At 47.4% G+C, this 19,504-nt stretch carries 22 protein-coding genes and 1 tRNA gene; 19 read left to right on the top strand and 4 right to left on the bottom strand.

Features of this window, described 5'->3' with window-relative positions:
- Positions 1-31: 31 nt before the first annotated feature.
- From KNQ03_RS05135 to trxA, 4 genes are all read left to right on the top strand, one after another.
- On the top strand, positions 32-610 hold the full coding sequence (locus KNQ03_RS05135) for a fatty acid metabolism transcriptional regulator FadR (protein ID WP_050677632.1): 579 nt from the start codon (positions 32-34) through the stop codon (positions 608-610).
- 74 nt (positions 611-684) lie between these two features.
- Positions 685-1,458, top strand: a complete 774-nt coding sequence (locus KNQ03_RS05130) for an electron transfer flavoprotein subunit beta/FixA family protein (protein ID WP_050677631.1) — start codon at positions 685-687, stop codon at positions 1,456-1,458.
- A 13-nt stretch (positions 1,459-1,471) separates the two neighbouring features.
- Complete coding sequence (locus KNQ03_RS05125) at positions 1,472-2,437, top strand: electron transfer flavoprotein subunit alpha/FixB family protein (RefSeq protein ID WP_149427696.1); 966 nt, start codon at positions 1,472-1,474, stop codon at positions 2,435-2,437.
- Between the two features lie 161 nt (positions 2,438-2,598).
- Complete coding sequence (gene trxA / locus KNQ03_RS05120) at positions 2,599-2,910, top strand: thioredoxin (RefSeq protein ID WP_023468994.1); 312 nt, start codon at positions 2,599-2,601, stop codon at positions 2,908-2,910.
- Positions 2,911-2,971: 61 nt separating this feature from the next.
- On the opposite strand, the gene KNQ03_RS05115 is transcribed toward trxA, so the two are convergent.
- Both KNQ03_RS05115 and KNQ03_RS05110 read right to left on the bottom strand, forming a co-directional pair.
- Positions 2,972-3,352 carry a VOC family protein gene (locus KNQ03_RS05115; protein WP_371743235.1) on the bottom strand — a complete coding sequence of 127 codons (381 nt, stop codon included), beginning with the start codon at positions 3,350-3,352 and terminating at the stop codon, positions 2,972-2,974.
- Between the two features lie 11 nt (positions 3,353-3,363).
- Positions 3,364-4,686: a dihydrolipoyl dehydrogenase family protein gene (locus KNQ03_RS05110; RefSeq protein WP_214723772.1), complete on the bottom strand. Its 1,323-nt coding sequence runs from the start codon at positions 4,684-4,686 to the stop codon at positions 3,364-3,366.
- Between the two features lie 82 nt (positions 4,687-4,768).
- Between KNQ03_RS05110 and uvrC the strand changes: the two genes are divergently transcribed.
- On the top strand, positions 4,769-6,553 hold the full coding sequence (uvrC, locus tag KNQ03_RS05105; RefSeq protein ID WP_047393598.1) for an excinuclease ABC subunit UvrC: 1,785 nt from the start codon (positions 4,769-4,771) through the stop codon (positions 6,551-6,553).
- Between the two features lie 41 nt (positions 6,554-6,594).
- On the opposite strand, the gene KNQ03_RS05100 is transcribed toward uvrC, so the two are convergent.
- Together KNQ03_RS05100 and KNQ03_RS05095 are read right to left on the bottom strand one after the other, a co-directional pair.
- Entirely contained in the window at positions 6,595-7,209 is a 615-nt protein-coding gene (locus KNQ03_RS05100) for a PH domain-containing protein (RefSeq protein ID WP_023468990.1), read from the bottom strand.
- Positions 7,210-7,326: 117 nt separating this feature from the next.
- Entirely contained in the window at positions 7,327-7,746 is a 420-nt protein-coding gene (locus KNQ03_RS05095) for a DUF2507 domain-containing protein (RefSeq protein ID WP_214723770.1), read from the bottom strand.
- Between the two features lie 213 nt (positions 7,747-7,959).
- Here KNQ03_RS05095 and KNQ03_RS05090 point away from each other — a divergent pair, with 213 nt between their 5' ends.
- The 14 genes from KNQ03_RS05090 (at position 7,960) to clpX (ending at position 19,447) form a co-directional block, all read left to right on the top strand.
- Entirely contained in the window at positions 7,960-8,577 is a 618-nt protein-coding gene (locus KNQ03_RS05090; RefSeq protein WP_029342294.1) for a succinate dehydrogenase cytochrome b558 subunit, read from the top strand.
- Positions 8,578-8,596: 19 nt separating this feature from the next.
- Positions 8,597-10,360, top strand: coding sequence for a succinate dehydrogenase flavoprotein subunit (sdhA, locus tag KNQ03_RS05085; RefSeq protein ID WP_023468987.1), 1,764 nt, complete (start codon positions 8,597-8,599; stop codon positions 10,358-10,360).
- Complete coding sequence (gene sdhB / locus KNQ03_RS05080; RefSeq protein WP_023468986.1) at positions 10,360-11,166, top strand: succinate dehydrogenase iron-sulfur subunit; 807 nt, start codon at positions 10,360-10,362, stop codon at positions 11,164-11,166. Before sdhA ends, sdhB begins: the two co-directional genes overlap by 1 nt.
- 56 nt (positions 11,167-11,222) lie before the next feature.
- Positions 11,223-11,678 (top strand): acyl-CoA thioesterase, encoded by a 456-nt coding sequence (locus KNQ03_RS05075; protein ID WP_050677627.1) that lies wholly within the window; start codon positions 11,223-11,225, stop codon positions 11,676-11,678.
- A gap of 65 nt (positions 11,679-11,743) precedes the next feature.
- Entirely contained in the window at positions 11,744-12,007 is a 264-nt protein-coding gene (locus tag KNQ03_RS05070; protein WP_012371023.1) for a phosphocarrier protein HPr, read from the top strand.
- An 86-nt stretch (positions 12,008-12,093) separates the two neighbouring features.
- On the top strand, positions 12,094-12,900 hold the full coding sequence (gene racE / locus KNQ03_RS05065) for a glutamate racemase (RefSeq protein WP_023468984.1): 807 nt from the start codon (positions 12,094-12,096) through the stop codon (positions 12,898-12,900).
- The gene (gene rph / locus KNQ03_RS05060; RefSeq protein WP_214723768.1) at positions 12,901-13,656 is read left to right on the top strand and encodes a ribonuclease PH; all 756 of its coding nucleotides are present in this window, start codon (positions 12,901-12,903) and stop codon (positions 13,654-13,656) included.
- Positions 13,653-14,246, top strand: a complete 594-nt coding sequence (locus tag KNQ03_RS05055; protein WP_214723766.1) for an XTP/dITP diphosphatase — start codon at positions 13,653-13,655, stop codon at positions 14,244-14,246. Before rph ends, KNQ03_RS05055 begins: the two co-directional genes overlap by 4 nt.
- A gap of 5 nt (positions 14,247-14,251) precedes the next feature.
- A complete protein-coding gene (locus KNQ03_RS05050) occupies positions 14,252-14,761 on the top strand; it encodes a metallophosphoesterase family protein (protein ID WP_050677624.1) in 510 nt (169 codons plus the stop codon).
- A 73-nt stretch (positions 14,762-14,834) separates the two neighbouring features.
- Positions 14,835-14,908: transfer RNA gene (locus tag KNQ03_RS05045), tRNA-Arg, on the top strand.
- Between the two features lie 102 nt (positions 14,909-15,010).
- Positions 15,011-15,535: a hypothetical protein gene (locus KNQ03_RS05040; protein ID WP_231681742.1), complete on the top strand. Its 525-nt coding sequence runs from the start codon at positions 15,011-15,013 to the stop codon at positions 15,533-15,535.
- A gap of 25 nt (positions 15,536-15,560) precedes the next feature.
- Complete coding sequence (locus KNQ03_RS05035; protein ID WP_214723765.1) at positions 15,561-16,544, top strand: hypothetical protein; 984 nt, start codon at positions 15,561-15,563, stop codon at positions 16,542-16,544.
- 110 nt (positions 16,545-16,654) lie between these two features.
- Entirely contained in the window at positions 16,655-17,947 is a 1,293-nt protein-coding gene (gene tig, locus KNQ03_RS05030) for a trigger factor (RefSeq protein WP_029342286.1), read from the top strand.
- 234 nt (positions 17,948-18,181) lie between these two features.
- Complete coding sequence (clpX, locus tag KNQ03_RS05025; RefSeq protein ID WP_023468977.1) at positions 18,182-19,447, top strand: ATP-dependent protease ATP-binding subunit ClpX; 1,266 nt, start codon at positions 18,182-18,184, stop codon at positions 19,445-19,447.
- Positions 19,448-19,504: the final 57 nt, after the last annotated feature.

Here is a 19,504-nt window from a genome sequence, read left to right as displayed (position 1 = left end):
TCATTCATTTTATGCGTTAGGAGATAGTGGAATGAAACGAACAATGTCAAAGAGTGACCGCATCATTGATGCCGCCGTAAAAGTCATCGCCAAGAACGGCTACCATGGAGCGAAAGTGACTGCCATCGCAAAGGAAGCCGGGGTTGCGGATGGAACGATCTATCTGTACTTCAAGAATAAAGAACATCTCTTGATTTCGCTATTCCAAGCGAAAATGGGAAGCTTCATCGAATATTCCGAAGGACAAATCGCGAGCCATACATCAGCGACGGAACAATTGGCAGCATTGATCGAGGCACACCTCGAGCAATTATCCGTCGACTATGATTTAGCGGTCGTCACGCAGATTGAGTTGCGTCAATCGAACCAAGACATGCGTCAAAACATCGCTGCCGTCTTAAAGCCGTACTTGCATCTGATTGACCGGGTCGTTAAGCACGGGATGACGACAGGTGAGTTTTCAAACGATCTGGATTATCGATTAGCACGTCAGATGATTTTCGGAACGATCGATGAGGTCGTGACGAGCTGGATGGCAAGTGGATTCAAATATGAGTTGCTTGAGACACGCGACGGGATTCATCGGATGTTGATCAAAGGGCTGAGTTAAGCCCTTTTCATGACAACAACTATGTAAGCGGATACAAAGAATGATGGTGAATAGACGACAAGGGGGAGCATGAGATGGAAATCTATGTACTGTTGAAACGCACATTCGATACGGAAGAAGCAATCCAACTCGAGAATGGTCAAATCGATGAGGATGGCGCTGAGTTCATCATTAACCCATACGATGAGTATGCGGTAGAAGAAGCGATTCGTGTCCGTGATGCACAAGGGGGAACGGTGACGGTCGTGACGGTCGGACCGGAAGATGCGGACAAGGAATTACGAACAGCACTCGCAATGGGAGCGGATCAAGCAGTTCGTATATCGATTGAAGATGATATCGAAGAGGCAGATCATTTCACGATTTCTGAAGTGCTCGCTGGTTATTTGAAGGAACAAACGGTTGATCTCGTCATCGCCGGAAACGTCGCAGTCGATGGCGGAAGTGGTCAAGTGGCGCCTCGCGTCGCAGAACTACTTGATATCCCTTACGTGACGACGATCACGAAACTAGAGCTCGACGGTACGAAAGCTGTCGTGACACGCGACGCTGAAGGGGATACGGAGACGATCGAAACAACACTTCCGTTACTCGTCACTGCGCAACAAGGGTTGAACGAACCGCGTTATCCAAGTCTTCCAGGAATCATGAAAGCGAAGAAGAAGCCGCTTGAAGAACTCGAACTCGATGATCTCGAACTTGATGAAGACGAACTCGCACCACGTCTAGAAACGATTGAGCGTTTCTTACCACCGAACAAAGCAGCTGGTAAGATCCTCGAAGGTGAACTGAACGAGCAAGTCGCGCAGCTCGCATCATTATTACGTAACGAAGCAAAAGTGGTCTAAGGGGGAGAAACGAATGACAAAAGCATTAGTACTCGCAGAATCACGGGATGGTAGTTTACGGAATGTGTCGTTTGAGGCAATCGCAGCAGCGCGACGTGTCGCAGATGAAGTCATCGCGGTCCTGATTGGACACGATGTCGCAAAGGATGCCGATGCTCTAGCATCACGCGGAGCTGACCAAGTCCTCATCGTCGAGGATGAGCGTCTTTTACACTACACGCCAGACGGTTATGGACAAGTCTTCCTCGAGTTGATGAATCGAACGTCACCCGACGTGCTCGTCTTCGGTCATACGTCGCTCGGCAAGGATCTATCACCGAAGATCGCGGCAAAACTACAAGCCGGTTTGATCAGTGATGTGACGGCGATTGAAGGGGAAGGCGCAGATGCGTCATTCATTCGCCCGATCTACTCGGGGAAAGCATTTGAAAAAGTTAAAGTCGCAGAAGGCAAGACACTCTTTACAGTCCGTCCGAACAACATCGATCCGCTCGAAGCAGGTAGTTCACAAGGAACGGTCGAGTCGGTTACGGTTGAACTGAAGGATTTACGGACAATCGTCGCAGACATCGTACGCAAAGCAACAGGCGGCGTTGATTTGTCAGAGGCAAAAGTCATCGTCGCAGGTGGACGAGGCGTCAAGAGTTCGGACGGCTTCGCACCGTTACAAGAACTAGCAGATGTCCTCGGAGGAGCAGTGGGTGCTTCGCGTGGTGCTTGTGATGCAGATTACTGCGACTATGCGCTTCAAATCGGTCAGACAGGTAAAGTCGTTACACCGGACCTTTATATCGCGTGTGGGATCTCAGGTGCGATCCAACACTTAGCAGGGATGTCAAATGCCAAAGTGATCGTTGCGATCAACAAGGACCCGGAAGCGAACATCTTCTCTGTCGCTGACTATGGCATCGTCGGTGATTTGTTCGACGTCGTGCCACTATTGACAGCTGAATTCAAAAAAATGCTCGTTCACGGATGAGTTTGAAGACCGGTGCCATTATCATGGTGCCGGTTGTTTTTGCAGATTTTTCGCGTGAGCAGTTTCGTTTGTTGGAAGAGACTGCTATGATATACTCGAATCAATAAAGAGATCACCCATTTTTTTACCGGGTGGATCTACTCATTAGGAGGTTATGATCAATGGCAATCGTACACGCAACTAGCCAATCATTTAAAGAAGAAACACAAGAAGGTCTCGTCCTTGTTGATTTTTGGGCAACATGGTGTGGACCATGTCGTATGCTCGCACCTGTTCTTGAAGAACTCGATGCTGACATGCAAGATGTAAAAATCGTCAAAGTCGACGTAGATGCAAACCCAGAAGTAGCTGGAGCATTCCAAGTTCAAAGTATCCCGACACTCGTTCTCTTCAAAGATGGACAACCTGTCAACAAAACAATGGGCTTCATGCCAAAAGACGCACTTAAAGAATTCGTTGAAACATCTAACTAATTCTTTCCTGCATATCAAAACAGACCGTTCTGCACAGGCAGAACGGTCTGTTTTTTTTAGATTACATTGGCGTACAAAGTTCGATCAGGTGACCATCGGGGTCGAGAACATAGGCGACGACTTGCCCCCACGGTTTTTGTGCAGGCGCGAGGACGGTCTCATATCCTGCCTCCACCACCTTCTGAAATAGAGTAGGGACGTCATCCGTGATGAAACCAATCTCTAACGTCTGTTGTGTTTTTCCACTCGGTATCATGTAATCCGGAATCAACTGTTGCACGTCTTCACGCGTATTGAAGGCGAGTGTCGTCTGACCGGTCTCGAACTCGATGTAGCTCCCGTGCTCCGCCTTGACGGATAAGCCAAGAACGTCTCGATAGAATGTCAGCGTTCGTGCAGTGTCTTCAACGTATAAAATCGTATAGCCGTATTGAATCATCAAAAATCCTCCTGTCAATCCTCGAATAACGAAGCGATGTCTGAAGCCGGTGTCGGATAAGCGAATCCAGTCTGTTGCATCGAAGTACTTGGAATCCGGTGTTGCATCGCAAACGAGAAATAGTTTGCTAGTTCCGCTGCATTGACACCGATGAAGTGTGCGCCGAGTACTTGATCATCTTCTCCAACGAGCACTTTCGCCCGAGCAAAAATGTCTTTGATCCGTGCGTTCGTTTGCCAGGAGGACGTATCGATCAAGCGACCACGGTAAGGAATACCTGCTTTTTTCAAAGCAGCTTCCGTTTCACCGACGAGGGCGAGGTTCGGAGCAGTGAATACGACACTTGGTACAGGGAGCAGCTCCAGTTTCCGGTTGTTCCCTTCGAGCATGTTATCGGCAGCGAGTCGTCCTTCGGTTCCAGCAAACGGCGTCAATGCGGGATTCCCGCTGACAGCGACATCTCCTGCGGCATAGATATGTTCGACGGAAGACTGAAGGTACGCATTGACATGGATTCCTTTTTCGTTATGCGCAACGCCGATGGCTTCGAGACCAAGCTGGTCGATACTCGCGACACGTCCGGTCGCATTCAAGACGACGTCGGTCTTCAATACGTCGCCGTTCGATAAATGAAGGGATTCCTCTTCGTAAGCGACGACCTTTGCTTCTTTGATGATCGAGATACCAAGTGCCCGTGTGGCTTCTAACAACACATCGACCAATTCGCTCTCGAATTGTTTTAAGGGGTTAGAACGTAAGACGATCGTGACGTCTGCGCCAGCAATACGAGCGAGATGGGCGAACTCGAACGAGATATAACCACCGCCGATGCAGACGAGTCGTCGTGGAAGTTCTTTCAGTTCAAGAAACTCATTACTTGTTATGAAACGCTCACTACCGGGTACAGATAATTCGCGAGGTCTTAGACCGGTTGCAATTAAAAACTGTTTCCCTTCGATTTCGTCTTCACCAATTCGAAGGCGATGTGAAGACACGAAATGCGGTTCTCCATGGAAATAGTCGATGTCCGTTTCCGCGTACCGCTTTCGTGTTTGCTCCGGGATGGCGCGTGTGTATTCATTCTTTCGCTCCATCAATTGGCGCCAATCAATCGAAATCAGACCCTTTACGCCGTATCCGAGCAATCGCTCGACAGCGTCTTTCGTCTCACTACCCGTCAGTAAGATTTTTTTGGCGTCACATCCACGTTGTGCGCATGTGCCACCTGGAGTGAAGTTCTCCACGATGGCAACACGTAGTCCTTTTTCAGCGAATTTATAAGCCGCTTGATTTCCAGCGGAACCTGTTCCGATCACAATGCAATCATATGTACGCATTTTTCATCCTCCGTATGTCATAATCAATGTATGGTATTTACCCGAACGAATAAAACTAAAAACGGTGAAAGGAGACATTTATTTGGGACATCAAGAACATATCAAAGCGAAACTATCCCTTTTGCCTGATGAGCCAGGATGTTATCTGCACAAAAATGAATTCGGCGAAGTCATCTATGTCGGAAAAGCAAAAAATCTCAAGAATCGTGTCCGTTCCTATTTCACGGGAGCACATGATATCAAGACGGAACGTCTCGTCGCGGAAGTCCGTGACTTCGAATACATCATCACAGCTAGTGAACTAGAAGCGTTGTTGCTTGAGATGACGCTTATTAAGAAACATGATCCGAAGTACAATATCATGTTGAAGGATGATAAGTCGTATCCGTACTTGAAAATTACGAATGAGACATATCCTCGCCTGATCACGACACGTAAGTTGAAAAAAGATGGTGGTCATTATTTTGGTCCTTATCCGAATGCGTATGCGGCAAACGAGACGAAACGTCTGCTAGATCGTTTATATCCGCTACGTAAATGCCAGCCGATGCCGAAAAAACTTTGTCTGTATTACCACATCGGTCAGTGTCTCGGTCCATGCGAAATCCCGAATCTCGAGTCGGAACAAAAGGCACTCGTTTCGGAAATCCGACGTTTCTTGTCGGGCGACACAAAAGAGCTTGTCGAAGACTTGAAACAGAAGATGGCGGACGCGGCCGAAACGATGGAGTTCGAACGTGCGGGAGAATTGCGCGATCAAGTAAGGGCGATCGAGTCGATCATGAACAAACAAAACATGATCACAGCGGATCTGACGTCACGTGACGTATTCGGGATCCATGTCGATAAAGGCTGGATGTGTGTCCAAGTCTTCTTCCTTCGCGGCGGAAAGATGATCGAACGTGATGTCTCGCTTTTCCCGATCTATGGTACACCGGCAGAAGAGCTCGAGAGTTTCATCGTCCAGTTCTACGAAAAGAACATCAAACCAAGTGAAGTATATGTACCGCCACTCGTCAATCAGTTGCTGCTCAAAGAGGCGCTATCGATTAAAATTCACGTTCCGGTCCGAGGATCAAAACGGAAATTACTTGATCTAGCGACGAAGAATGCTGAAAATGCGATCTCGGAGCGTTTCGAGTTGTTAGCAAAAGATGAGAAACGGACCGTTCAAGCAGTCGAAGAACTCGCCGATGCGATTGACGTTCATCCACTGTCACGGATCGAAATCATCGATAACGCGAACATTCAAGGTGCGGATGCCGTTTCGGCGCTCGTCGTCTTTGAAGACGGTAAACCGCTTAAGAAGGAATACCGGAAGTTCAAAATCCGGACGGTGCAAGGACCCGATGACTATGAATCGATGCGGGAAATCGTGCGCCGTCGGTATCGTCGGTTGTTACTTGAAGGAGCGCGCCTTCCAGATCTCGTCCTGATTGACGGAGGAGTCGGACAGTTGAATGCTGCTTTAGAAGTCATTCAAGATGAACTCGGTTTATCCCTGCCAGTCGGGTCATTAAAAAAGGATGACAAACACCGGACGAGTCAGTTGTTGTTCGGAGAAGGTGCACGGTTAATTGAACTAAGTCCGCGTTCAAGTGCGTTTTATCTACTTCAACGCATGCAAGATGAAGTCCACCGATTTGCGATCACGTTCCACCGCTCGCTCCGTTCAAAAGGGATGACTCGTTCCTTGCTCGACGAGATTCCAGGAGTCGGACCGAAACGACGCCAACAGTTGATTCGTCATTTCGGATCGATGCGTAGCTTGCGACGCGCAACGATCGAGCAGTTGGCGGAAGCAGGATTACCTGTCAAGTTAGCGGAAACCGTCGCTGAATATTTAAGTCAAGCGAATGAAGAATGAAAAAAAGCCGTCCTCTTGAAGAGGGCGGCATTTTTTAGTGATTAGTTGTTGATGTACTTTTCGTAGTATGAACCAAAGTCACGCTGGTTCCACTGATGGTAGTGACCTTGTAGCCACTCGAAGGATTGTTCGGACAACTCCTTGAATGTTTGCGGCACGTTCATGTCACCTTGACGAAGTCCGCCGAGAATCGTGACCGAATGATTCAATGAGCTGTTTGCGAACTCGAGCATCTTTTGTCCTTCATACTGTTTTTCAGCGATCGCAAGAAGTGTTTTATAAAGATCTTTCACATGTTCGAGTTGTTTCTTATCGACGTCGATCGAATAATGTTTACCACCAATCTCGAATTTGATCTCGACATCAAGATCTACTGTTCCCGCCGTTTCGAACATGACGTGGCGAATCGGATAGTGTGCGTACGGATAACGATACAAGACGCGTTTCGAACTGACGGCACTTTCACCATCGAGGTGAATCAAAGCCAGATTCGTAAAGCAATACTCGTCAGATTTAGATTTGATCAAGAAATAGATTTTCTCGCCGTCTTCATGTAAGACATAATCGTCAGCGGCTGCCTTGTCGAAATCATCAGGATGAATGACTTGTCCGATATCACTGAATCCCGTTAAATCTGCTGCTAGTTTTTTGAACATGTGAAGTTCCTCCTCGCGATTTGTGTACGACTGATTTTACGAGCACTTGCTGCAAAAGGTTTCATGAATCTATTTCGATGTTGAAAATTAAGATTCCTGTCACGTTCTATGTAAATTTTACTTGAGCGGTTCAAGTGGATCTTTAGGGTCGATTTGGACCGTGATTTGAACGAGCTCTTTAGTTAACTCGGCATATCCTTCTGCGACACATCCGTTAAAACGAGAGAACTGTTCAGCGAGGAAACCGGCTTCGAGTTGGAAGTATCCTTGTGGTCGTTCATCTCTCGTCGTATCAGGAGGAGACAGCACCAATGAGATGGCAGTCCCTTTACGTTTCTTGATTTCGAGCGTTCCCCAACCTGCTTGTTCAAAAAATGAGGCTAATTCAGATTCATCTACGACAGGGAATTGACGCGCTAAACGTTTACCTGCCCAGTAGATGACTTGCCGATAATCCGATCCGAGAAGATCGGTCAGCACATAATCTCGGATCAATTCGATACCGAAAAGTGGTGTTTGATTTGGTGTAGCATCCATCATGATTCACTCCTATCTGTGAACCATTATACCGAGATGATTCTTGTCGGTCATTGTTTTCCTAAAAAAATTTGCAGTTAAATGCAACAGCTCGGGTTGTCTTCTAAAAAGGACAGGAGTAGAATAAGTGATGAAAAGACGAATTTCCTTATGAAAGCGCTTTTCTACCAAAATGCGCCAACGGTTGATTGGCAAACAAAAGGGGGGATTTGGATGGCGAATCATCGTGATTTCGTGAGTCGTAAGATACACTCACTGCTCGGCGTCATTCCAATCGGGTTATTTTTACTTTCGCACTTAACGACGAACTACTTCATCGTACGTGGTGAGGAAGACTTCAATAAGGCCGCGGAATTCGTGGGGAACGTTCCGTATCGATTGTTCTTAGAGATCTTTGTCATCTTCATTCCGATCATCTTGCATGGTGTCTACGGTGTGTACATCGCATTCACCGGTTCTGCGAACACAGGGCGTTATACATACTTCCGGAACTGGATGTATGTACTGCAACGGTTCAGCGGTGTATTCCTTGTCGTGTTCATCACGTGGCACGTTTGGGAAACACGTATTGCCGCTGCGATGGGAACACCAGTGGATGCAAGCATGATGCAGAACATCGTCGATAACGGATTCATGCTCGCGTTCTATATCGTCGGGATCTTGGCGACGACATTCCACCTTGCGAACGGACTTTGGACGTTCTGCATCACATGGGGAATCACGCAGTCACCAGCATCTCAACGGGCGATGTCTTACGTGGCAGCACTCGTATTCATCGGTTTATCGTTTGTAGGCGTACGCTCGATCTTAACGTTTGCAGGCGTGTTGTAAGGAAAGGGGAACTGACAACATGGCGAACAAGAATCTTGTCATCATCGGCGGAGGGCTTGCCGGTCTGATGGCTACGATAAAAGCAGCGGAGCAAGGCGTACCAGTTAAGTTATTCTCACTCGTACCCGTCAAACGCTCACACTCTGTTTGTGCACAAGGTGGCATCAACGGAGCGGTCAATACAAAAGGGGAAGGCGATTCACCGTACCAGCATTTCGATGACACGGTATACGGTGGGGACTTCCTCGCAAATCAACCACCTGTTCAAAAAATGGCGGAAGCAGCACCGAAGATCATTCATATGTTCGACCGGATGGGTGTTATGTTCAACCGGACACCGGAAGGCTTACTCGACTTCCGACGTTTCGGAGGAACGTTGCATCACCGGACGGCATACGCTGGGGCAACGACTGGGCAACAACTGTTGTACGCATTGGATGAACAAGTTCGTAAGTTCGAAGCGCAAGGTTTGGTAGAAAAATATGAAGGATGGGAATTCCTTCGCGCCATCATCGATGACAATGGCATTTGTCGTGGAGCAGTTTGTCAAAACCTCCGGACGATGGAAATCGAGGCATTTGCCGCGGATTCTGTCATCCTCGCGACAGGTGGTCCTGGGGTCATCTTCGGAAAATCGACGAACTCGGTCATCAACACAGGACAAGCAGCAGCAGCTGTCTATCGTCAAGGAGCAATCTACGCGAACGGTGAGTTCATTCAGATTCACCCGACAGCGATTCCTGGAGACGATAAATTACGTCTCATGAGTGAATCAGCACGAGGTGAAGGTGGTCGCGTCTGGACGTATAAAGACGGTAAACCTTGGTACTTCCTTGAAGAGAAATATCCGGCGTACGGAAACCTTGTTCCACGAGATATCGCGACACGCGAGATTTTTGACGTCTGTGTCAATCAAAAACTCGGCGTCAACGGGGAGAACATGGTCTATCTGGATCTATCACATAAAGACGCAAAAGAACTCGATGTCAAACTCGGTGGGATCCTTGAAATCTACGAGAAATTCGTCGGTGATGATCCACGAAAAGTACCGATGAAGATTTTCCCAGCTGTTCACTATTCAATGGGTGGACTATGGGTCGACTACGATCAAATGACGAACATCCCTGGATTGTTCGCAGCTGGTGAATGTGATTATTCGATGCACGGTGGTAACCGTCTCGGAGCGAACTCGCTTCTCTCTGCGGTATACGGCGGAATGGTCGCTGGACCATCTGCAATCGCATATATGAACGAACTCGAGACATCGGTTCATGAGATGAGCGAGGACGTCGTCGAAGCGCATAAGATCGAAGAAATCAACCGTTTCAACGATATCCTATCAATGGAAGGTACGGAAAATGCGTATCAAATCCACCGTGAGCTTGGGGAGATCATGACGGATAACGTCACGGTCGTCCGGTATAACGATAAGCTCGAAGAAACGCTTACAAAAATCAAGGAACTCCGCGATCGCTTCACACGTATCTCGGCAACGGATACAGCACGTTGGAGTAACCAAGGGGCATCGTTCATTCGTCAGCTCGATCACATGCTCGACCTAGCCGAAGCAATCACGCTCGGTGCCTTAAAACGTGACGAGAGTCGCGGAGCACACTACAAACCGGACTTCCCGGAACGTAATGATGAACAGTTCTTGAAGACGACGATGGCGCGTTATACGAATGGTCATCCAGAAATCTTCTATGAAGACGTCGACACGTCGTTGATTCCACCACGGAAACGCGACTACAGCAAGAAGTCGAAGAAAGAGGTGAAAGCATAATGGCGACACCACTCGAATCATCTACTACGCAAAAATCGGTTCAATTCATCGTTCAACGTCAAGATGGACCAGATGGTAAACCGTATGATGAAGCGTTTGAAATTCCGTACCGTCCGAACATGAACGTCATCTCTGCTTTAATGGAGATTCGTCGGAACCCCGTCAATGCAGCCGGTGAAAAAACGACACCAATCAACTGGGACATGGGTTGTCTAGAAGAAGTCTGTGGCGCTTGTTCGATGGTTATCAACGGTACACCACGTCAGTCGTGTACGGCACTCGTCGATAAACTCGAACAGCCAATCCGCCTGCAACCGATGCAGACGTTCCCAATCGTTCGTGACCTTCAAGTCGACCGTCAACGCATGTTCGATGCGCTGAAGAAAGTCAAAGCATGGGTTCCAATCGATGGAACGTACGACTTAGGTCCAGGACCACGGATGCCAGAAAACAAACGTCAATGGGCATATGAGTTATCGAAATGTATGACTTGTGGTGTGTGTCTCGAGGCATGTCCGAACGTCAACGATCGTTCGACATTCATCGGACCAGCATCGATTTCACAAGTTCGTCTATTCAACTCGCATCCGACAGGTGCCTTCCACAAGGAAGAACGCCTTGAAGCGTTAATGGAAGATGGCGGGATCATGCAGTGCGGTAACGCTCAAAACTGTGTCGAGGTTTGTCCGAAAGGGATTCCGTTGACGACTTCGATCGCAGCGATGAACCGTCAGACGACACTTCATTCATTCAAGAAGTTCTTCGGTAGTGACGAAGGACGGACAGGTGAAGCAGTTAGTTCATGATTTATCAAAGAAGGAGCTTGCTCCTTCTTTTTTCATTCAGATAGGAGGAACTCATTGTGCGCGTACCAGCTTATATTCCAGAACTTGAATCATGGCTTGAACAGATGAAACATGGCACACGACTCGACGTCGCCGTTCGTTTTGCGGAGACGGATGCCTATGGTCATATGAATAACCGGGTACCGTTCGTCTATTTTGAGGACGTTCGGACATTGATGTTAGAGGAAACAGGATATTCGCTGGCAGATGACGGCATCATCGTCGTCGCCGATGCTCAGTGTAACTATATTCGCCAAGTCTATCCACGGGCGCGTCTCGCTGTCTATGCGTATCCGGTACATGTCGGTAGTGCATCGTGTGACGTCCATTATGGAGCGTTTGATGAGCAGGGTGAACTGATGTTCACAGGACGGACATCGATGGTACAAATCGATCGTTCGGGGAAAGCATTCCCATGGAGTGAAGCGTATAAAAATTCCTTGCAGAATCGATTCGAATCCGTTATCATTTGATAATGAGTTCACATATTCGAAAACGACTCACTAGTACGTTATTAGTGAAGGGAGATTTCTTAATCATGGAAAAAACATTCAAAGTCATCGCGGATTCAGGCATTCACGCTCGTCCGGCTACTCAGCTCGTCAACACAGCTTCTAAATTCCAATCAGACATCAACTTGGAATACAACGGGAAGACTGTCAACTTGAAGTCAATCATGGGTGTTCTTTCACTCGGAATCGCGAAAGATTCAGATATCAAAATCGTTGCAAACGGTGACGATGCTTCTGAAGCAATCACGACTCTTTCAGATATGCTGACTAGCGAAGGTCTTGCTCAGTAATCCTGTAATCGTACATTCTCGGACGCCGGTCTTGCACCGTCGTCCTTTTTTGTTACCATAGGAAAGAGAGAAAGAGGTGGAGAAGAGTGAATCGAGCGATTGGAGTACTAGATTCCGGAGTCGGTGGGTTGACGGTCGCACGTGAGTTGATGCGACAGTTGCCCCACGAACGAATCATCTATGTCGGAGATACATTACGATGCCCGTATGGTCCTCGCCCAGAAGAAGAGATTCGTGAGTTTACGTGGGAGATGATTGATTATCTCGTGCAACAAGATGTGAAGTTGATCGTGATCGCCTGTAACACAGCCACGGCTGTCGTCCTAAAAGAAGCGCGAGAACGTTTAAATATACCTGTCATCGGTGTCATTGATCCTGGGGCCCGTGCGGCAGTCAAGGTGACGCGTACGAAACGAATTGGTGTCATCGGAACGAAGATGACGATTACAAGTAATTCCTATGAGAAGGCGTTACGCCACGTCGAAGGACAAGTCGTCGTCGAATCGCTAGCGTGCCCGCCATTCGTTCCGCTCGTCGAGTCGATGCAGACAGACGGTGCGTACGTCGAGCGTGTCGTTGCCAATACATTACGACCATTGATGAATTACGATATGGATACATTGATCCTCGGGTGCACCCATTACCCGCTCCTAGCAGATGTGATTGGACGGGTCATCGGACCAGGCGTCCAACTAATCTCTTCAGGAGACGAGACAGCGCTCGAGGTAGCAGCACTACTTGATTACAATACGATTTCAGCAGATGTGACACAAATTCCGGAACATCGTTATTACGCGACAGGCGATATCCGCTCATTTGATCAGATTGCGACGGACTGGCTCGATCAGACCATCCATGCGGAGCGCATCGTGCTTGGAACGGAGGAAGATTAAATGCGGATAGACCAACGAACGGCGGACCATCTCCGTCCTATTCAATTATCGATTGATGTCAATAAACACGCAGAAGGTTCTGTCTTGATTGAACTGGGCGATACGAAAGTCCTCTGTACGGCGACCGTCGAGGAGAAGGTGCCACCGTTCCTTCGCGGTAAACGCCAGGGCTGGATCAATGCGGAATATTCGATGTTACCACGTGCAACGGCTCAGCGGACCGCACGAGAAGCCGTCCGCGGCAAGCAGACGGGACGGACGATGGAAATCCAACGTCTGATTAGTCGCTCGCTTCGAGCGGTCGTCGATTTAGAGAAGCTTGGGGAACGAACAATCTGGATCGATTGTGATGTCATTCAAGCAGATGGTGGCACACGAACGGCATCGATCACTGGTGGTTTCTTAGCACTCGTCCGAGCAGTCGATCAATTGATCCAAGCCGGGAAACTGACGGATACGCCAATCAAGGAAGGCATCGCAGCGATCTCGGTTGGAATCGTTGATTCGAATGTCTTGCTCGATTTATGCTACGAAGAGGATGCTGCGGCTGAAGTCGACTTCAATCTCGTCATGACCTCATCGGGTAAAATCGTCGAGATGCAAGCAACGGGTGAAGAGTCGACATTTTCCCGTCAAGAGATGCTCGATATGCTCGAACTTGGGGAAAAAGGAATTAAGGAACTGATTGATGCTGGTCGAGATGCACTCGGTGTCTCTTGGTGGTATGTAGGAGAAGAAGTGGGGGAATATAGATGAAGGTCATCGTCGCAACACACAATGCAGGTAAAGTGAAGGAACTTGAAAGCATGCTGGGTCGTCTCGGTTATACGGTCGAATCGTTACTCAATCACGCCGATGCTCCGGAAACAGACGAAACAGGTGAGACATTCGAGGAAAATGCACTCTTAAAAGCAACAGAGGCAGCAGCCTACTTTGGTCACGCAGTACTTGCTGATGATTCAGGTCTTGAAGTCGATGCTTTAGATGGCGCTCCAGGTGTCTACTCGGCACGATTCGCGGGTCTTGAAAAGTCGGATGCGGCGAATAACGCTCTACTACTTGAAAAGTTAGAAGGTGTTCCGGAGGAAGAGCGGACAGCGCGCTTCGTTTGTGTCCTCGCGCTAGCGAAACCAACAGGCGAGACATTGACGGTTCGTGGAACGATGGAAGGGCGAATCGGTTTTGAAGCGGCGGGTTCGAACGGTTTCGGTTATGATCCATTGTTCGTCACGGCAAGCGGACAGACGGCTGCTGAGTTGACGAAAGAAGAAAAAGCGATGATTAGTCATCGTGGCAATGCATTGCGCAAGCTCGAACAGGACTTAACTATTTTCTTAGGAGTGTGATGAAGATGAGAGCGTTGATCGTTAGTGATAGCCATGGACTAGAACAAGAACTGCTTACGATATTCGAACGTCACCAAGACGTGGATTTGGCATTTCATTGTGGGGACTCCCAATTGACGCGCGACATCGAATCATTATATCCATATCGTGTTGTCCGAGGAAATTGCGATTACGGACACGATTTTCCGGAAGAAGTCATGTCGGAAATAGATGGTCGTACCATCCTTTGTGTCCACGGACATCGTCAGGACGTCAAATACAGTCTAGATGTCTTGCAGCATCATGCGAAGGAAAAGCAGGCGGACATCGTCTTATATGGTCATTCCCATGTTGCGAAGGCTGAATATCGGGACGGCGTGTTATTCATCAATCCAGGTTCAATCCGGATGCCACGTCATCGACCAGACAAGACGTATGCGATTCTTGAAGTGGATCAAAACCGTTATTCTGTCGATTTTCTCGATGTGAATGGCGATCGAGTGAATGCCCTGCATCTGGACGGAACATTTTTGTAATAAAATAAATGCAATGTTTGTAATGTGATTGACACGAAAGAATTGTTCTAGTATAGTTTATTCGTGTTGACACGTCCCAATAGCTCAGCAGGATAGAGCAACGGCCTTCTAAGCCGTCGGTCGGGGGTTCGAATCCCTCTTGGGACGCTATAATTAAAATAGAGACTGCCCTTACGAGGGTGGTCTCTTTTTTTTATTCCGATTTTCGATTATAATTAAGGTATCATGAACTCGAAAGGGATGAATGCAATGTGGAAGAAAGTTGGAGCAGTCCTTGTGCTAAGTACGTTTCTTGCTGGATGTAGTGAGATTTCAAATACAGTCGACGATGCAAAACAACAAGTCAACGATGTAAAAAATAGTGTCGATTACGCTGGAGAACTTCAAGGCATTGCAAAAGATACGGCCCAAGTCACGTCAGATTTGTCGGCTTCCTTGAATGAAGCGGCTACGACAGCGCGTGAATCTGCAAACCCTGAACAGGCACTCGATCAACAAATCGAAAAGTTGAAGGAAAACGGAACGATTGATCAGTTCAATCAAGAACTGGATCAAATCGATCAACGATTAGCGGGACTTGAAAATCCGCCACAAGAATTGCAAAATTTAAGTGCAAAACTCGAGCAGTACGTGAATCAATCGGAAGACATCGCTCGATTACTTGAAGCGGACGTCTCGTTAGATACGTTGAATCGATTAGGAATCGAGCAGGCAGGACAACTTCAAGAAGCAATCACGAACTGGACATCTTTACTCGACCCATTTACGAAATAAGTTGAACATGAAGGAGTGCCGGAATATGGGGACATCGCGCTGGATGGAACATGAACTAGAAGTAGAGCGAGCGCGCATTCTTCGTTTGCCCGCTTCTAAACAAGAACAATTGATTATGGAATTAGAGACTGACCAATTGACAGGAGAAGATGTCTTACACCGGCTCTATGTCATTCAACCACTCTTAATGCATGACCGGGAACGATTTGAAACAGTGGCAGAACGATTTCTTGAAGTCGAGGGTGTCGAGCAAGTGCTCGCACTCTTTCTTTATGAACTCGGAGAACGTTATCCGATGAAACTCGCTTTGCGCTCGGCGTCACCGTATCTACCTTATGGGCTCGCGCTTCGATTAGATGAAATCAAACAACAGATGCGTGTTCGCGAACAAAAGCCGGCAGTTCAAAACAACCCTGTTGCGCAGCGTGAGGTAACATCAGCAACGGAATTGATGCATGTGTTGCGACATGGCAGTTGGGTTGAACAAATGCGCCAATTGACCGGTAGGGAATTCGAACGGACATCTGAGCTCATTGCATACATCACACAAAAATACCTTCAGGCGCAAGAGACAGAACATCAAAGTCTACTCGTCATTGATCAGTTATTAGGAAGCGTGCTTGATCACGTGTCATATCCGGTGAGCATTCATGTGCCACACGTAGATGTAGACTGGACGATCTCGTCACGTGAAGAGTTAGAAGAAATTTTGCTGGTACATCAACAGGAGCAACAAGCGTTACTGGCATCGATGCATACGTTAGAGCGAATGGATCCGTTCCGAGCGTTACTCGTCTTGCGATCGGATCAATTAATCCATCTTGAAGAGCGAGAACGAATTGGATCAGACATGGAGAAGTGGCTCGCAGCCTGCGAAGAACTCGCAGGTCTGACATTTGAACGTGAAGAACCGGAACGTATCCTCAGTCCGCTGGCGAAGCGGTTATATCGAGCGGCACATATCCTTTATCCAGAAGTCATCGCATTCGAGCAGATTTACTTCGATTGAGACATCTGGAAACGATTCGTTCAACAGTGGTAATCGTCAGAACGATTGTGCTATAATGTGACTTGTTGTACACACATGTACGCTAATTGACAATTTTGGAGGGACTCAGCATGACTGCAAAATGGGAAAAACAATCAGGTAGCCTCGGCGTCCTCACGTATGAAGCGCCTGCTGAAGCATTTGATAAAGCGGTAGACCAAGCGTTCAAGAAAGTCGTTAAGACTTTGAACACACCTGGTTTCCGCAAAGGAAAAATGCCACGCGCAATGTTCAACAAAATGTACGGTGAAGAAGCACTGTACCAAGATGCACTCGATATCCTTTACAAGGACACAATTGAAGGTGCAGTCGTCGAATCAGGAATCGAGCCAATCGCGCTTGAGAACATCGACGTTGAAACACTCGAAAAAGGCAAGCCAGTCGAATTCAAAATCACGTTCGTCATCGAGCCAGAAGCTACACTCGGTGAGTACAAAGGTCTTGAGTACACAGCAGTTGAAACGAACGTTACTGACGAAGACGTCGACGCTGAACTCAAAACATTACAAGAACGCGGTGCAGAACTCGTCGTTAAAGAAGATGGCGTCATCGAGAATGGCGATACAGTCGTATTCGACTTCGCAGGTTTCGATGGGGAAAACCAATTCGACGGCGGAACTGCTGAGAACTACTCACTCGTCATCGGTTCTGGAAACTTCATTCCTGGATTCGAAGAGCAAATGGTCGGTTTAAAAACTGGCGAGCAAAAAGATCTTGAAGTGACATTCCCAGAGGAATACCACGAAGCATCACTCGCTGGAAAACCAGTTACATTCAAAGTAACGATCCACGAAGTTAAAGCACAAGAGCTCCCTGAATTGACAGATGAGTTCGCAAAAGAAATGGATGAAGAAGTTTCTTCACTCGACGAGTTGAAAACAAAAATCCGTACGCGTCTCGAAAACACACGCAAACAAGAAGCTGATGCTTCAATGCGCGATGAGTTAGTCGAAGCGGCTACGAAAAATGCGACAGTTGATCTTCCAGAAGTCATGGTCGAAAACGAAGTCGAGCGTATGGTTCAAGAGTTCACACAACGTATTCAATCACAAGGCATCGACCTCAACATGTACTTCCAGTTGACTGGAACGACAGAAGAGGCAATGCGTTCTGAAATGAAAGAGCAAGCGGAAGAGCGCGTTAAAGCACGTCTCGTCCTCAAGCAAATCGTTGCTGACGAAAAAATCGAAGTAACAGATGAGGAAACTCAAGCTGAACTTCAATCAATGTCAGAACTCTACAACATCCCTGCAGATCAACTTGAAACGATGCTTGCACCACAAGGTGGTCTTGAAACGCTTAAAGGCGATCTTCAATTCCGTAAAGCTATCGATGTTCTCGTCGACAACGCAAAAGCAAAATAAGCCATTTCATGGTTTTCGATCGACTTCAAGCCCAATTTCTGGTCTTGGAGTCGATTTTTTTGTACGATAGGTCAAACAAGGACAAACGATCCTTGGTTCAGAACATCAAACTGTAAATCGTTCGTCCAGGATTTGAAAGACTTTCCTTGTTCATGCTACAATCATAAATAGTAAAACGTGAGACGGGATGCTACAGGCATCCATACAATTTCCACGTTAAAGGGGTGGACCTTTATGTTTAAATTTAACGAAGAAAAAGGTCAGCTAAAATGTTCTTTCTGTGGAAAGACACAAGAACAAGTACGCAAACTTGTTGCTGGACCTGGCGTTTACATTTGCGACGAGTGTATCGAACTCTGCAATGAAATCGTAGAGGAAGAACTCGGCACTGAAGAAGAAGTCGAGCTAAAGAATGTTCCGAAACCGCATGAAATTCGTACGACACTTGACGATTATGTCATCGGTCAAGAAAAAGCGAAGAAGTCGTTGTCTGTAGCGATGTATAATCACTACAAACGAATCAATGCTGGTGGTCGCGCAGATGATGTCGAGCTTTCGAAGTCGAACATCGTCATGATTGGACCAACAGGTAGCGGTAAAACACTTCTTGCCCAAACGATGGCACGTATCTTGAACGTACCGTTTGCGATTGCAGATGCAACAAGTTTGACGGAAGCCGGTTATGTCGGTGAAGACGTCGAGAACATCCTGTTGAAACTCATCCAAGCAGCAGACTATGATGTTGAGAAGGCTGAAAAAGGAATCATCTACATTGATGAGATCGATAAGATCGCTCGTAAATCAGAAAACCCGTCGATTACACGTGACGTATCTGGTGAGGGTGTCCAACAAGCCTTGCTGAAGATTTTGGAAGGAACGGTTGCGAGTGTACCGCCACAAGGTGGACGAAAACACCCACATCAAGAATTCATCCAAATCGATACGACGAACATCTTGTTTATCGTCGGTGGCGCATTCGATGGTATCGATCAGTCGATCAAACGTCGTCTTGGTAAAAAAGTCATCGGATTCGGAAACGATTCAGAGAACCGTAACCTTACACAAAAAGAAATTCTGGCAGCTGCATTACCAGAAGATCTTCAAAAGTTCGGTTTGATTCCAGAGTTCATCGGTCGTTTGCCGGTCATGGCGACGCTCGAGCCACTTGATGAAGAGGCACTCGTTCAAATCTTGACGAAACCGAAAAACGCCCTCGTGAAACAATATAAGAAAATGCTTCAACTCGATGATGTCGAACTCGACTTCACGGAAGATGCACTTCTTGAGATTGCAAAACTTGCAATCGAACGTAAAACAGGTGCGCGTGGTCTTCGTTCCATCATCGAAGAAACTATGCTTGATATCATGTTCGAAATCCCATCGCGTGAAGACATCGCGAAAGTCATCATTACAGCAGAAACGTTGACTGGTAAACGCGGTCCAACGCTTGAGTTGAAAGATGGTACAATTGAACATGGGAAAGAAAAAGAAACGGCGTAACACCGTGACAAATCGGCTCGGAGGCTACTTGTACGCCTTTCCGAGTCTTTTTGTTTA

The organism is Exiguobacterium sp. s143, assembly GCF_018618895.1.
GTDB classification, from domain to species: domain Bacteria; phylum Bacillota; class Bacilli; order Exiguobacteriales; family Exiguobacteriaceae; genus Exiguobacterium_A; species Exiguobacterium_A abrahamii.
This window is presented reverse-complemented; position numbering and strand designations above follow the sequence as displayed.